Here is a 14105-nt window from a genome sequence, read left to right as displayed (position 1 = left end):
ATAGGAGTCGTACCTACGATCAGCCCTTGGGCAGTACGACCGCCAGGCCGATATACAGCACCAAGAACAGCGGCGTGAGCACGATCATGCCTACGGCAGTGATGACGCGGATCAGGTTCGGGTCGATACCGAATGCTTCGCCAAGGCCACCACACACGCCAGCGAGCCAGCGATTGGAGTGGCTGCGGGAGATCGGACGTCCAGCGACCTTGGTGATGGTGGAGTAGATCTTCTCGACGGCGGAGCCGTTGTTGTCAGGAGTGGTCATGACCATGCCTTTCCTCGGGTGCCTGAATCTACAGGTTTCCATAACTACCTGGCTCCGAGTGTAGACAGAATCGCGCTGAAGCCGATTACTCCCGGCCTTCGGGAGAACACGGCATCCCGGAGGTGCTGAAGTTCGGCTCCTCGCCACGGAACTCCGCAGCCTTCACAGCGATGCGGCGCAGCATTTCGCCATTTTTGGCGAAGTCCACCCCTTCGATTTCATCGAAAACAACCGAGCGAACGGTCCGGACATGATCCGGGGCGGCCTTCTCTAGCAGTTCCCGGCCGGCGGAGGTGAGAGCTACATCGATGCCGCGGTTGTCGTTGTCGCATCGGACCTTTTCCACCAGGCCCCGCTTTTCCATGCGGGTTATCTGGTGTGAGACGCGGCTGCGGTCCCATGCGAGGTGGACACACAGTTCGCGCATGCGTTGCCGCTCGTCGGGAGCTTCCGCCAGCGCAACGAGAACAGCAAAGTCGGCGGAAGACACCCCAGCGGTTTCCAAGAAGCGATAATCCACGGTGCGTTCCACCCCCCGGAAGGCGGCCAGGAGCATTCGCCAGAAGTACTGTTCATCATCGTTGAGCCACGGGACATCGGACATGAAGGTGAGAATACTACCCCCGAACCGGAAAACGGAATGTGTACCCGGGCATTCGGTCATCCAAGCAACAGACCGATGTCTTCCCGCCGTGCGTCGAGTCGTGAATAGCGCTCTTCATCACACGTCAGCACTAGTACCTGGGCGTATTTCCCGGCTCGAGTGATCGCCCTATTCATCTGGTCCAGCCGCCCCCGATCGGAGAACCCGAGTGCATCATCCAAGATGACTGGTGCACCACCGTCGATGAGCGCAGCAGCGGCCAGCCGGGTGAGGATGTCGAGCTGTTCCTTTGCTCCCCCGGACAGATCATCTACCGGGATCGAGATTCCATTCATGGTCCTCTCGACAATGGCGAGGCCCTGATCCAGGGTGAAGTCGACGTCTTCACCAAACACCGGCTTCGCCAAAGCACGAAGTTTCTCCCTCAACGGTTCCTGATACGCCTCGCGGATCTCTTCACGAGCAGCGGAGAGAGTGTCGTGGAGAAGCTTCAGGGCGTCGGCGCGCTCCAATTCGGAGCCGGCGACTTCGCGGGCATTCTCCAATTGGTCAGAGAGCACCCGAATGCGGTCGTCGAGGCCAATCGCTCCATCGACGTTGGTCTGCACTGCCGCCACCTTCACGTTCCACTCATTCTCCGAGCGACGTGCCGATTCCAGCGCTGACTGCGCCCCATTGTGATCGTCCTCCGCTCCAGTGGGATCTGCCTGCTGCATTTCTGCAGTCAGTTCCTCCGCGGCTGTGGTCTTCTGCGCCAATGTCTCCGTCAACTCCGAGACCTGACTCTGAAGGGCCTCATCAGAGATTTCCTCACGCCGAGCCTCCAACTCGGCTCGTGCTCGTTCGACTTCGGCTGCGGCATGTTTGGCGGCTTCCACAGCACGATGGCGGCGCTCCAAGTTGTCGGAGTTCTTCACCGCGTCTCGGGTTGCCACCGCGACAGCCAGATCATCCTCCAGACCCCTGAGCTCCGCCTCTAGCTCATCGACGCGGTCAGCAGCGTTGTCAGGTATCGGCTCGTCCCGACTCCAGAATTCAGCGCGGTCGATCTCCTCCTCGTCGACCCGCTTCACCAGGGCGCCGTCCGCGGTCTGGTCCACCCCTGCAGTGGCATCGTCGAAACGCTGGCGAATCGCCGCGACATCAGCCTCGGCAGCTTCTCGCTCCTTCACCAGTAGTCGGGCATCGTCGACGGTGTCGACTTTCATTTCATCCAGAAGTCGGTCCACCTCAGCCTGGGTGGCAGCAACCTTCTCGACTCGGTCAGAACCCGACGGCGGAGCGATGGTCACCTCAACACCATCAATCACTAGCACCATGTCCGCAGTGACGACCTTTGAGACTGGAACTGCGACATTCTCACCGTCGACCGTGACCGTGCGCTTATCGTCAGCACGGATCTGTAGGGTGACGGATTCGGCCTCCAGCAATGCCTTTGCTGTCCGGGCGTCAGACTCGGCGCGAACGAGGTCGTCAAGTTGCGCTGGAGTGATGGTGAAGGTAGCGGAGTGGGAAAGGGCGTCGGAAAGCGAGGTCTGCAGCTTGTCGATCTTCTCCAGCCGCTCTCGAGCGGCTGTCGCATCTGCTTTACGACGTCTCATCCCCTCATCATGCCTAGCGATCCGCACAGTATCTCGGACGAGATCCCTCTCACTGGTGAGACGCTCAACATCTTTGCCAGCCTGTTCAAGCTTCTGAGCGGCAGCCTCGCTATCAGCAGTTGCCACTTCCTCTGCTGCGGTGGCAGCAGCTAATTGGTCCTCCCGATCTGCCAGCGCGGAGATGACTCCCTCGCGTCGGGCAACAGCATCGGTGGCCTCCGTGAGGGTTCGCTGGGCAGCCTCAACTCGTTCCTGGGCTGCGGCTGCACGCTCAGCGACGCGTTTAGCTGCCTGCAGTTTCTCTGCGGTGGTCTCCACCTCGACGCGGAGGGCTGGGATTCGCCGCTTCAATTCGGCGAGACGCCGGTTACCTTCTTCGACCATGTCGATGTCGCGATCGAGGGAGCGACGCTGAGTCTGCAGGTCAGTGAGTTCAGCCTCAAGAATCTCCGGCTTCTTGAGCTTCTCTTGGAACGCCTTGGTGTAATTCCAGCTTGGAGTGAAGTAGGCATCGGCTTCTTGACGGACCTTCGTGAGGAGCGCTTCTTCATCGACCGCGACGCCTTCGACGTCAGTCTTCGTCTCCAATGCCTGGGACAGTGCGGTGACGCTGTCGAGTTTCAGGTCGTTCGGGTCTTGACCCTGTTCGGCAGTGAATGCCGTCCACAGGTCAGTCACGCCCGCAGAGGTGACCCGCTCCTGAAGCCAGTCGTCGGCGGCCTTGTCTCGGAATTCATTACGAGCCGGTGAGACAACGGTGACCAGGCATTTGCCGGACTGCGAGCCCGTGTAGCGCTTGTCCACGGTGAATCGGTACCCGTCCAGAGTCAGGTCGACGGAAACCTCGGCCGGTTCCATCGATCCGGCTGGGAGGATCGCTTTGATGGCCCTCTTCCCTGTTTTCGCCGGCTGCATTAGAGCCAGGTTGAGGGCCTCTGCGATGGAGGACTTTCCCTGTTCATTCGGTCCGTGGACGACAACGACACCCGTCTCCGGCAAGTCCGACAACACCAGCTCCCCGACTCCCCGGAAGTTCCTCAGTTTAATACTGTGCAGCTTCATGTCACACGTCCTCCCGGGTGTAGCGGTAGAGCATTCGCCAGGCTCTCTGGGCGGTGCGGGCATCAGGACCCTGGCCCGTGGCAAGGTCGTGAAGTTCAGCTGAGGCGCGGGCCGGGAAACCCGTCAGTCCCATGTCCGCACGTTCGTCCTCGCCAGGCACCACCACGAGATCATGGGTTCGAGTCCTCGGATAGAAGCAGGCGAAACGGTCGCGGAACCCGTCTATCGCTGCATCTAGACGGATCTGCTGGTCAATGGTGACCTCGCCTTCCAGCGAGTACTTCACCACGGTGCGGTCTTTGTGATCGATGTCCTCAATGCGTGCCAACCAGGCATCGAGCTCGGTATCCGAACTGACTGAACCATTGACCGCTTGGAAGGCCCACTTCCCCACCGGAACTGGCTCCACTGAGATGCCGTCCTGGCTGATGTCCACCACCAGGACGTTGCCGGACTCCTTCTCCGTGTCATCGAAGTCGGTGACCTCTGGCGAGCCCGAGAACCACACTTCCGGTGTCACCTGGAGCGTTCCATGTCGATCACCCAGTGCCGCGTAATGAAGTTGTCCCTCCCCGATCGCTGAAGTGATTCCATCTAGATCCACCAAGGCATCATCACCGAAGGATTCGACCTGGCCGTGGGCGAGGAGGATGCGAAGGTGAGCGTCGGGAAGCGGTGGAAGATCTTTGAGTGCTTCTGCGACCGGATCGGTCGCCGGGTGCCGGGTGAGGAATGGAGCGCCGACCAACTCGACGTTTTCAGCGACCTCAACCGGCTCGGAATCAATGAGCACGTGCACCCCGTCGAGGGAAGCAAACTCGGCGCGGCGGTAAACGCTGGAGGGATCGAAGGAATCGTGGTTTCCCGGCAGTAGGTACACCGGCACTGGCAAAGCCTGCAGGGTGTCGATGGCACGAGCGAGTTGGCGCGGCTCGGGGGAATTGGTGTCGAAGACATCGCCGGCCACGACGATGAACGCACAGCCCTGCTCTTGCGCAACCTGCCCAAGTTTCTCGACTGCTTCGAGTCTGGCGCGGGCGAACTCCGCCGGTACCTCCATGTCGTGCTTGGCTAGGAAGGCTGCGGGCATCCCCAACTGCCAATCAGAGGTGTGCAGAAAGCGAACTGAAGTTGCCATGTATCCCTATCGCTTGGGTCCGAAATCGATGATGTCCGCCAGCTCGCCGTCGATGTGATCGCCCTCGGTGTGGATCATCGCCCGATAGGCTTCAGCGAGTTCATTGGCCAAATTGATGGTGTCTCGACCGCCGAAACAGGCCGTGTCCAGGGCTTCCATGAAGAGCTTTTGGTCAGCTTCCAGGATCGCCGGGGCGGTGGGTACCTCGGGGATCTCCGGTAGTGGCATGTCCTCGCCCCAGAAGTTCGGGCGCTGGCTCACCTCCTCTGGCTCGTCGGGCTCCTCCCGTGGCGGGGCATCCCACGCTGGCGGAGTCGAGTCGATTGCGCGGGTCGGCCGGCGGGTACCGGATCGCTCGAATTCGATGCGCTGGGCCAGAGCCTCAGGGTCGATGCCGCGCAGGTCCAGGATTGTGCGCGGCTCAATATCGATCTTCGAGCCCGCTGCAACGATCAACGCAGCGACATGTTTACACGGAGAGGTCGGATCCGGGCATTCGCAGGAGTACCTCAGTCGGTCATCGTCCCGCAGCACGAACCCAGGTAGGTCAGCACCTGGCACACGCCCAGTGGTCAGGGCAAACATCCCAGCGGGAGCAGTGGCGATGGCACCGGTGAGGTACTGAGTGAGCTTCTCATCTCGGTCCGGAAGCTGGATGCTCACCGCGAACGGGGATGGCTGGGTGCCTTGAACCAGCGCAGAGATGATGGAGTCCTCGACGGTGAGCTGGCGAACCTTGCCTTCGCTGAACAGATCCGCGCCACGGCCCCATCGCTTGGCCTCGGTTTCCGACCGAACTCGACTGAGCAGGAGCTGCGCTGCCCAGTTCCGACCGTCTGCAGTCCGATTAACCGTCTGGCTGATCCGCGTCCACGCAGGCGGCTCCTCGCGGTGCATGCCAATCTTCTTTGGCATCTCCCGCAAACTCCGACGTGCCTCGTGCTGCACCCGCCGGGCCTTCAATACATCGGCGTCAGGCTTTATCCTCGGAGCGCTGGTGCGTTTGCGGCGGCCAGCGAAATCCGCGTGGATCACATTGTCGTCAGTCATCGCTGGCTCCTTCGGTGATGTCGTTGCGCGGTTCGACGCGCAGGGTGAGCAGGTGGCGCAGGGTGTCGTCGTCCAGTTCAGTGACGTTGGTCTTTCCGAGGACAGCGCCGGCTAGTTGGACCTTGCCGTCGATGAGTTCGTCGATTCGCTCTTCCAGTGTGCCGCGTGAGACGAGCTTATGGACCGACACATCTTTCTCTTGCCCGATGCGGTACGCCCGGTCGGTGGCTTGGTTCTCCACCGCCGGGTTCCACCAGCGATCCACGTGGATGACATGGTTCGCGGAGGTCAGGTTGAGTCCGGTGCCACCAGCCTTGAGCGAGAGGATCATAATGCTGCTCCGATCGCTTCCATTGAAGTCCTCGACCATCGTCTGACGCTTTGCCCGGGGCACCCCGCCGTGCAGGAACGGCACCTGACGGCCATAGCGCTCGGCGAGATACGGCTCGAGGATGCTTCCGAACTCCCGATACTGGGTAAAGATAAGGGTCTTCTCCCCCTTCGCGTCGGCGTCATCGAGCAATTCCACCATCCGCTCGACTTTGCCGGAGCGATGCTTGGCACCATCTAGTACCGCTGATCCGTCGCCGAGGTAGTGCGCTGGGTGGTTGCAGATCTGCTTCAAGCGGGTCAGTGACATCAGCACCAGGGCCTTGCGCGACATGCCTTTGGCTTGGTTGAGCATCTCCATCATTTGCTTGACGTAGGTGCGGTACAGCGAGGCCTGCTCGACGGTCATCGGCACTGCTTCGATGTTTTCCTGCTTCTCTGGCAGATCAGCAATGATGTCTCGGTCGGTCTTGACTCGACGCATGATGAACGGAGCGATGAGGCGTTGCAGGCGCGCTGCGAAAACTCCGTTCTCTTCTTTCTCGATCGGACCGGCCCACCGGTTGCGGAACTCCCGGGCAGAGCCGAGCATCCCGCGGTTACAGAAGTCCATGATGGTGCGCAGTTCGCCGAGGTTGTTCTCCACCGGAGTACCTGTCAACGCGATGCGGTGGCGCGCTGGCAGGGCGAGTGCAGCCTTGGTGACCTTGGTGTTCGGGTTTTTGATCGCCTGCGCCTCATCGAGGATCAAGTGGTCCCAGTCGGCGCCGGACAGATCTGCCAGATCCCGGTCAAGCATTGGGTAGGTAGTGACCACCACATCTGCATTTTTAGCGGCGGCCGCGAATCCATCGCCTTTGAGCCGCTTGGCACCGTGGTGCATGAGCACGGTCAAGCCCGGGGTGAACTTCGCCGCCTCGATCACCCAGTTCTGGGCAACGGAGGTCGGCGCAACGATGAGAGAAGGACGTCGCTTCCCGACGTTCCTCTCGTGCTGCAACAACGCCAACACCTGCACGGTCTTTCCCAGACCCATGTCATCGGCCAACACGGCGCCAAAGCCTCGCTCGGACATCCAGTTGAGCCATTCGACGCCTTCGCGCTGATACTTCCGAAGTTCCGCGTGGAGGTTTTCGATCTCAGGGATCGGCTCGGGTTTCGGAGTGACCACGCCACGGAAGACGGTGCCCAGGTCACCTTTGGCCTCGACGCTGACGTCGACACCGTCGAGCTTCTCCGAGACCTCGTCATCAATACCGTTCAGTTCCGCGAGGGTGGTCTCCCCTTCGCCCAGCGCTGAGGCAGTGGAGGAATGCGCTCGTAGGAATCGCATGATCTTCGCCATCGCGGTGGTGTCCGCGCGAACGAACTGGTCACGCATGGCGATCAGTCCAGTGTCGGACTCGGCGAGCTGCTCCATCTCAAAGGACGTGAGTTTCCGGTCGCCAATGGAGATTTCCCATTTGTACTTCACCAGCTGATCCAGCCCGACCCGGCCAGGGGTCGCACCGGTGACATTGCCAGTGGGTTCCAAGTCTTGAATATGCACTCGGACCGTCGGCGGCACCGTGGTCCACGCGCGCGGCAGCAGCACCGTCACACCGACCTTGCCCAGATCCCGCACACCAGTGGTGAGCAATCGCACCACCTGGTGTCCAGACAGCATGAGGTCCAGTCCTCCCTCGGGCCCGGACTGCGCCTCGGCTAGCTGCGGAAATGCCTTCACTCCGGCGGCCAGCACCTGCTTGAGCTGTGCCTCCACCCCCGGGGTCAGCGCCTTAGAGGTGATCCGCAACGGCGGCTTGGTCCCAACTCGAACCATCGCCGTCAACGGCCACACCGGCAGGTCCGAATCGAGGGACTTTTCCACCGCGTCGACCTTCGTGACGTTCTCCGGCACTTCCCCTTCCCCATCGCTGAGCAGCTCCCAGAGATCGGCCGGATCAGCGTCATCGAACTGCGGCTCGTCGAGTTTCAGCACCAGTTCCAGCTCTCGGCCAGGCATCGACTGCCGCCACTTCGTCAGTGCTGCGCCGAGGCGCGAGGATGACTCTGGCAACGCTGTGTGGTCGACCAGGTTGATCATGATCCGGTGCGTCGGCGGATTGAAGTGGAAGTGCTCATCCAATTCCTGTGAGACCACCGCCTCGGTCATATCAGAGATGAACTCATCCAGAAAACCCTTGGGGCCGTTTGCGGCAAGCACTGGGGGAATCGACCGAGCCACATCGACGCGCCAGGCAGCCACGTCCACGGTGTCCGACAGCCGCCATTCCAAGAACCGCTGCTGATCACCACGCATGGATGTCACCAGCAGGACCCGCCCTGCTTTCACATACGCCCGAATGCCCGCCACCACCCGAGCCAGAAACTTCACTTCCGCGGAAATACCGGGATGCGATTCGTAGCGGCTGACCAACTGCAAAAGAGCCGCTGCCCCACCGGGCGCCAACTGGATCGTGGGAAGGGTCAGCCGCTTCCGCTTTCCGCTGGGAGTCTGCAGGACCGTCTCGTGCTGTTTTCCGAACCGCCGCGGCGCCAAGAGATCCACGATCTCATCCGGCAGTGAATCCCGTGCTCTCTCTATGTCCTTGAGAACTACATGTCCGTCGACGCGCTCAACCCACACCAGAAGCCCCTCGCCGGTGGGCCACAGAGCGTGGAGCAGTTCAGTCGTCATGACCTCATTCTCTACCACCTGCCTCCGACATCGTCGCTTGCCCGCCCGCTGGTGTGGACAAAGATGCTTGTGTGGAAAAACCGGGAACCGAACCTGCGGCTCGTTGCGTCTAACTGAGTGAAAGATCTGCTTCCCGACGCCCCGAGGTCCACATGCGCCTTCTCCCCCTCATTCTTCTCTCCCTGACCTTCGCTGTCGCAGGCTGCGCCACTTCCCCACCGGCAGCGCTCTCTGAGTTGTCCGTAGCTCCCGAACGGATCACTGTCACCGGCTACTCCCGGGATAATTTCGGCTCCGGCTGGGGCTCTGACGGGGCCTGCACGGTCCGAGAGGCAATCCTCACCCAGTGGTACGGACCAGGTGATGAACCATGCACCGCAGCGGACGTTTCCATACAAGATCCGTACACCGGCGATCCCTTGCAGGTGTCGGAGACAGACATTGATCACATCTATCCACTGGCAGCGGCGTGGGATTTCGGGGCGTATGGATGGGACGTCGGGAAGCGAATTCAGTTCGCCAATGACCCGGTGAACCTGATTCCGGTGGATGCTGGAATCAACCGCGCAAAGTCGGATCTGACTCCTGCAGAGTGGCTTCCAGACAATGCCTGCGACTACTCCACTCGCTATGCCGCAGTTGCGCTGGAGTATCAGTTGCCGGTGTCCGTTGGTGACTGGGAAGCCATGCACGATTCCTGCTGAGGATTCGGATGACCTGGGAGTTTACGTTATGATTGCATACCGATTGGCGGCATCTGTCGCCAACAGCCCACCTGCCTCACACCCACAACGGAAGGCACAGTCACGTGAATATTGTGCTGATCGCACACGTCGTCGCGGCGATTCTCCTCATCGGCCCCGTCACCGTCTCCACCTCTATGTTCCCGCGCGTTGCGCTGGCCGCACACAACGGAGACGCGGACTCCCGCGGTTCCGCCAAGACCCTCTTCCGCATTACCCGTCTATACGGTCTGATCTCCCTGCTGGTGCCGGTCCTCGGTGTCGCAGTGATGTTCTCCGACATGCCGCTGTACATCCGCAACGGCATCGTCCACGGTTCGATCCTGCTGGCCGTCATCGCTTGGGCTCTGCTGCTCTTCGTGATCGTGCCGAAGCAGCGCGCCATGATCGTTGGCTTGGGCATCCAGATCAACGATGATGAAGAGAACGACCCGAAGGACGTCGAGAAGGCCGCCGGCCTCAACTGGAACAAGTCCAAGAGCCAGCTGGCGATGTTCTCCGGCATCTGGGCCCTGCTCTGGGTCATCCTGGCGATCCTGATGTTCTTCATCTAGGTTTTCAGCCCAACGGGCACCCGGCACAGATTATGTGCAGGGTGCCCGTTTTTCGTGGCTTAAGGCATGAAAAAGCCCGCCAGCCATGTCAGGCTGGCGGGCTTAATCGTGTGCGGGCTTAGTTGTCCCAGCCACCACGGTTGCCGCGGTATCCACCACGGTCGTCGCGGCCACGTCCGCCGCCACCACGGCGGTCTCCGCCACGGTCGTCACGGTTGAATCCGCCACGTCCGCTGCGATCGCCGTCACGGTCACGGTCTCCGCCGCGTCCGCCACGGAAGTTGCGTCCGCCACCACGGTTGCCACCGCGGTCGCCGCCACGGCTACCGCCACGGAACTCGCGTCCGCCGCCACGGTTGCCACCGCGCTCGTAACGGTCGTCCTCGCGGGCGCCCTCCGGAGCGGAGGTGTCGTCCGACAGGTCGATGAGCTGACCGGAGATGCGGGTACCGGAGAGGTTCTCACGAACCTTGCCCGGCATGTTCGCCGGCAGCTCCACCAGGGTGTAGTCACCGCGGATGTCGATGTGACCGAAGTCAGCAGACTGCAGGCCGCCCTCGTTGGCGATAGCACCAACGATTGCACCCGGACGGACACCCTGACGGCGGCCGACGGAGATGCGGTACTGCTTCATGCCATCGCGGCTGAAGTCGACGGCCTCTGCCTGACGGTTCTGCTTGGTGCCGCGGTTGCGGCCGCCCTGACGGTCCTCACGGAAACGACGCTCATCGTTGCCACGACGGTCGTTGCGGTCGTTGCGTCCACCCTGACGGTCATTGCGCTCACGACGCGGCTGCTCCTTCATGTAGAAGGGGCCGGTCTGTGCCTGGGCTGCCAGAGCAGCAGCGACATCGACGAGTTCAACCTCGTTCTCGTCTGCATACTTCTGGATCAGATCGCGGAAGATGCCCATCTGCTTGTTGTCGAGAGCCTTGGTGATGGAAGCGGCGAACTTAGCCTTGCGGGCCTCATTAACCTCATCGACCGTGGGGAGCTTCATCTCGATGAGCTCGGACTTGGTTGCGCGCTCGATGGAACGGAGCATGCGGCCTTCACGCGGGGTGACGAACAGCAGTGCTTCACCGGAGCGTCCTGCACGGCCGGTGCGGCCGATGCGGTGGACGTAGGACTCGGTGTCGTTCGGGATATCGAAGTTGACGACGTGGGAGATGCGCTCGACATCCAGGCCACGTGCAGCAACATCGGTAGCAACCAGGATGTCCAGACGGCCATCCTTGAGCTGGTCCACGGTGCGCTCACGCAGGGTCTGCGGGATATCACCGTTGATGGCTGCGGAGTTGAATCCGGCGCCACGGAGCTTCTCGGCGAGTTCTTCGGTCTCGTGCTTGGTGCGCACAAAGACGATCATGCCGTCGAACTCTTCAACCTCGAGCACGCGAGTAAGCGCGTCGAACTTGTTGCGGTGCGCGGTCATCAGGAAACGCTGGCGGATGTTCTCCGCGGTGCGAGTCTGCGACTTGATGGTGACCTCGGCCGGGTCGTTCAGGTACTGCTTCGACAGGCGACGGATACCGTTCGGCATGGTTGCCGAGAACAGTGCAACCTGCTTGTTGTCCGGGGTATCTGCGAGGATGCGCTCGACATCCTCCTGGAAGCCCATCTGCAGCATCTCGTCAGCCTCGTCCAGCACCAAGAAGCGCAGGTCGGAAATATCCAGGCTGCCCTTCTCGAGGTGGTCGATGACACGGCCCGGGGTACCGACGATGATCTGCGCGCCACGGCGCAGGCCACCGAGCTGGATGCCGTAGGACTGGCCACCGTAGATCGGCAGAATCGAGATTCCGCCGAGGTGGTCAGCGAACGACTGGAAGGATTCAGCGACCTGGAGCGCGAGTTCACGGGTCGGTGCCAGCACCAGTGCCTGCGGGCGACGAACCTCGCGGTCGATGCGGGCCAGGATCGGAAGACCGAATGCAGCGGTCTTACCGGTACCGGTCTGTGCCAGACCAACGACGTCTTGACCGCTCATCAGCAGCGGAATCGTCTGCGCCTGAATCGGCGACGGCTCCTTGTATCCAACCTTGGACACTGCGTCGACGACCTTCTGCGGGAGGTCAAGGGTCTCGAAGGTCGGGCCGGTCGGCTCCGCCTTCTTCTCTTCCTTAACCTCAGCCTTGGGCTCTTCGGTCTTCGTTGCCTCGGCCTCTTCAGCCTGCTTCGGCTCTTCGGTCTTGGCCTCAGCCTTTTCTTCGACTGCTTCTTCAGCAGCCTCAGCGGCCTCATCCTCAGCCTTGATTGCGGCGATTTCCTCGCTGGCGATGTCTTCGATGCTCAGCGGGGCATCAGTCTGCTCTCCCGCGGTGCGCTCGGCGGAAGTGTCCGCTGCCTGCGCTTCAGCTGCCTCAGCAGCGTTGTTGTTACCCAGCTCGTTGATCTCGGTGGCGTTGTTGGCCACGTCAGTCTCATTCACGTTTTAAAAAACCCTCTTCAGCGGAGGTTCTGGCTCCGCGTTTATGTTCCGAAGCATCCCGGCTTCGTGTTGTAGTACGCCCCTCGACGTCCTTCGTGTCGTCCGGCGCTGTAGTCCCAATGGCAGCGTGCGCGGGCGCAGATCACATCCAACCGAGATCCAGACCCCTAGCGTTCGCCGCATTCGAATCGGCGGCTCCGCGGACCTAATGTCCGCAGCAGCGATGGGCAACGTTACTCCGAGTCGAGCTCAAAAGCCACCCCCGACAACATGTGACGTTCATGACGCAAACCGGGGGTAAGCCAGCGATACGATTTATACCCCCACACGTTTCGCCGGCAAACCCACCCAGCCGCGGAGCATCGACCCGGGAAACTGACTGCTAAACAGCGTTCACTCCGATACGCCTGAGTACATGGTGATTTATCTACAACCGCTTGCCGACAATCCACATTTCGAAAGTTATCCACAAATGCCGGGAGCGCCCGCCACACGACGCGCGATCAGTCAAGAACGGTGATACTTATTTTCATGACCCAAGAGATTCGGGTTGTCATGTAGGGCAATACACATAGCCAAGGGGGCGGTATGTCAGTCCGACGACCCAAATTCGTCTTGGGAGCGATCTCCATTCTTTTGACAGGTGCGATTGCAAGTTGTTCAGCGCCTGTTGATTCTGTGTTAAACGGCCTCGGGGAAGGGAATGGAGATCGCGTAAGCGTCGCAGGGGATGCCCAAGAGGGCATTGAAGGAGATTCGGACAAATACGGTCCGATCGGAAGTACCAAGGTGGCACCTGGAACCTTGCCCCCAACCGGTGAGCCACAACCTGGTCACGCGCGATTAAATTCCGAAGGCTACTACAATTACACGGCCGATGACTTTGTACTTGGCGATCCTTGCCCTATCGAAATACAATCAACATTTCAAGATGCAGATTATGAGATAATTCGACCCGAGAACCAAGCCCTTCTGGCATTAACGGAGGTCGACGTTTGTGTAGCGCTAATGGAACGCACCGGCCTTGATCCATCACTTTCCATTGAACCTCTTTCGCTCCAGGACATACAGAAGCAAGGTCGACAGTTAGATGTAAAAGAATTCGAGGACCTTACATACTACGTGGTTGCACTAGGAGAAGGAACGACGGGAATATGTAAAGCGGCGGTTGACACGTCTGACGGATCTCGAGGATTAAGACAACCATGGGGGCCCTCATCATCCGCAAAGGACCGCGAGACAGCATGCACACTCGCCTCATTCCGGTTCGAACGATTTATAGCTGGTGAAATAAAATGAAGACGTCAATCTCTGGGATTCTCGCTGCTTACGCAGACCTGAATCTAGCGCACGACATTGCTACATCAGGGCCTCGGACTCCTCATCTATCGACATATTCCCCAGTTCCATCCCTACAATCGTTAGCCAACCAACACTCCTCAGCGATCGAAGGAAGTACAGGTTGCGCAATACTAGTAGTTAACGCAATTGGCCATGAAATCGAATGGTCGACTAACAACTTAAAGGCGATCGCCGACTCAATAGGACGCCAAGAAGATAACATCAAAAGAGGGTTCGAAGTCTCAGCACCTAAGTTAAATCCTTCCGTCGAAATACAGTATGCTCATAACTTTACAGCACGGC

General features: G+C 60.3%; 9 protein-coding genes. 2 read left to right on the top strand and 7 right to left on the bottom strand.

Annotation, left to right across the window (positions count from 1 at the left end):
• Positions 1-19: 19 nt before the first annotated feature.
• From YWU_RS0104195 to YWU_RS15125, 6 genes are all read right to left on the bottom strand, one after another.
• Positions 20-268, bottom strand: a complete 249-nt coding sequence (locus tag YWU_RS0104195) for a PspC domain-containing protein (RefSeq protein ID WP_084141777.1) — start codon at positions 266-268, stop codon at positions 20-22.
• Between the two features lie 85 nt (positions 269-353).
• Entirely contained in the window at positions 354-872 is a 519-nt protein-coding gene (locus YWU_RS15130) for a MarR family winged helix-turn-helix transcriptional regulator (RefSeq protein ID WP_051260023.1), read from the bottom strand.
• A 56-nt stretch (positions 873-928) separates the two neighbouring features.
• Positions 929-3535, bottom strand: a complete 2607-nt coding sequence (locus YWU_RS0104185; RefSeq protein WP_027019474.1) for an AAA family ATPase — start codon at positions 3533-3535, stop codon at positions 929-931.
• A 1-nt stretch (position 3536) separates the two neighbouring features.
• Positions 3537-4673: a metallophosphoesterase family protein gene (locus tag YWU_RS0104180; protein ID WP_027019473.1), complete on the bottom strand. Its 1137-nt coding sequence runs from the start codon at positions 4671-4673 to the stop codon at positions 3537-3539.
• A 6-nt stretch (positions 4674-4679) separates the two neighbouring features.
• Positions 4680-5723, bottom strand: coding sequence for a hypothetical protein (locus YWU_RS0104175; protein ID WP_027019472.1), 1044 nt, complete (start codon positions 5721-5723; stop codon positions 4680-4682).
• The gene (locus tag YWU_RS15125; RefSeq protein WP_156892709.1) at positions 5716-8733 is read right to left on the bottom strand and encodes a DEAD/DEAH box helicase; all 3018 of its coding nucleotides are present in this window, start codon (positions 8731-8733) and stop codon (positions 5716-5718) included. Before YWU_RS15125 ends, YWU_RS0104175 begins: the two co-directional genes overlap by 8 nt.
• 152 nt (positions 8734-8885) lie before the next feature.
• Between YWU_RS15125 and YWU_RS15120 the strand changes: the two genes are divergently transcribed.
• Together YWU_RS15120 and YWU_RS0104160 are read left to right on the top strand one after the other, a co-directional pair.
• Positions 8886-9437 carry an HNH endonuclease family protein gene (locus YWU_RS15120; protein WP_051260021.1) on the top strand — a complete coding sequence of 184 codons (552 nt, stop codon included), beginning with the start codon at positions 8886-8888 and terminating at the stop codon, positions 9435-9437.
• 104 nt (positions 9438-9541) lie between these two features.
• A complete protein-coding gene (locus YWU_RS0104160) occupies positions 9542-10030 on the top strand; it encodes a hypothetical protein (RefSeq protein ID WP_027019471.1) in 489 nt (162 codons plus the stop codon).
• A 118-nt stretch (positions 10031-10148) separates the two neighbouring features.
• Here YWU_RS0104160 and YWU_RS15115 read toward each other — a convergent pair whose 3' ends face one another.
• Positions 10149-12461: a DEAD/DEAH box helicase gene (locus tag YWU_RS15115; protein WP_084141747.1), complete on the bottom strand. Its 2313-nt coding sequence runs from the start codon at positions 12459-12461 to the stop codon at positions 10149-10151.
• Between the last annotated feature and the right edge of the window lie 1644 nt (positions 12462-14105).

The sequence above is a fragment of the Corynebacterium sputi DSM 45148 genome, from assembly GCF_000427865.1.
GTDB lineage: Bacteria > Actinomycetota > Actinomycetes > Mycobacteriales > Mycobacteriaceae > Corynebacterium > Corynebacterium sputi.
This window is presented reverse-complemented; position numbering and strand designations above follow the sequence as displayed.

What these genes read in the sequence shown, in the direction of transcription:
- YWU_RS0104185 (WP_027019474.1), bottom strand. Translation starts at nt 3,535, where the DNA reads ATGAAGCTGCACAGTATTAAACTGAGGAACTTCCGGGGAGTCGGGGAG.
- YWU_RS0104180 (WP_027019473.1), bottom strand. Translation starts at nt 4,673, where the DNA reads ATGGCAACTTCAGTTCGCTTTCTGCACACCTCTGATTGGCAGTTGGGG.
- YWU_RS15120 (WP_051260021.1), top strand. Translation starts at nt 8,886, where the DNA reads ATGCGCCTTCTCCCCCTCATTCTTCTCTCCCTGACCTTCGCTGTCGCA.
- YWU_RS15125 (WP_156892709.1), bottom strand. Translation starts at nt 8,733, where the DNA reads ATGACGACTGAACTGCTCCACGCTCTGTGGCCCACCGGCGAGGGGCTT.
- YWU_RS0104175 (WP_027019472.1), bottom strand. Translation starts at nt 5,723, where the DNA reads ATGACTGACGACAATGTGATCCACGCGGATTTCGCTGGCCGCCGCAAA.
- YWU_RS0104195 (WP_084141777.1), bottom strand. Translation starts at nt 268, where the DNA reads ATGACCACTCCTGACAACAACGGCTCCGCCGTCGAGAAGATCTACTCC.
- YWU_RS15130 (WP_051260023.1), bottom strand. Translation starts at nt 872, where the DNA reads ATGTCCGATGTCCCGTGGCTCAACGATGATGAACAGTACTTCTGGCGA.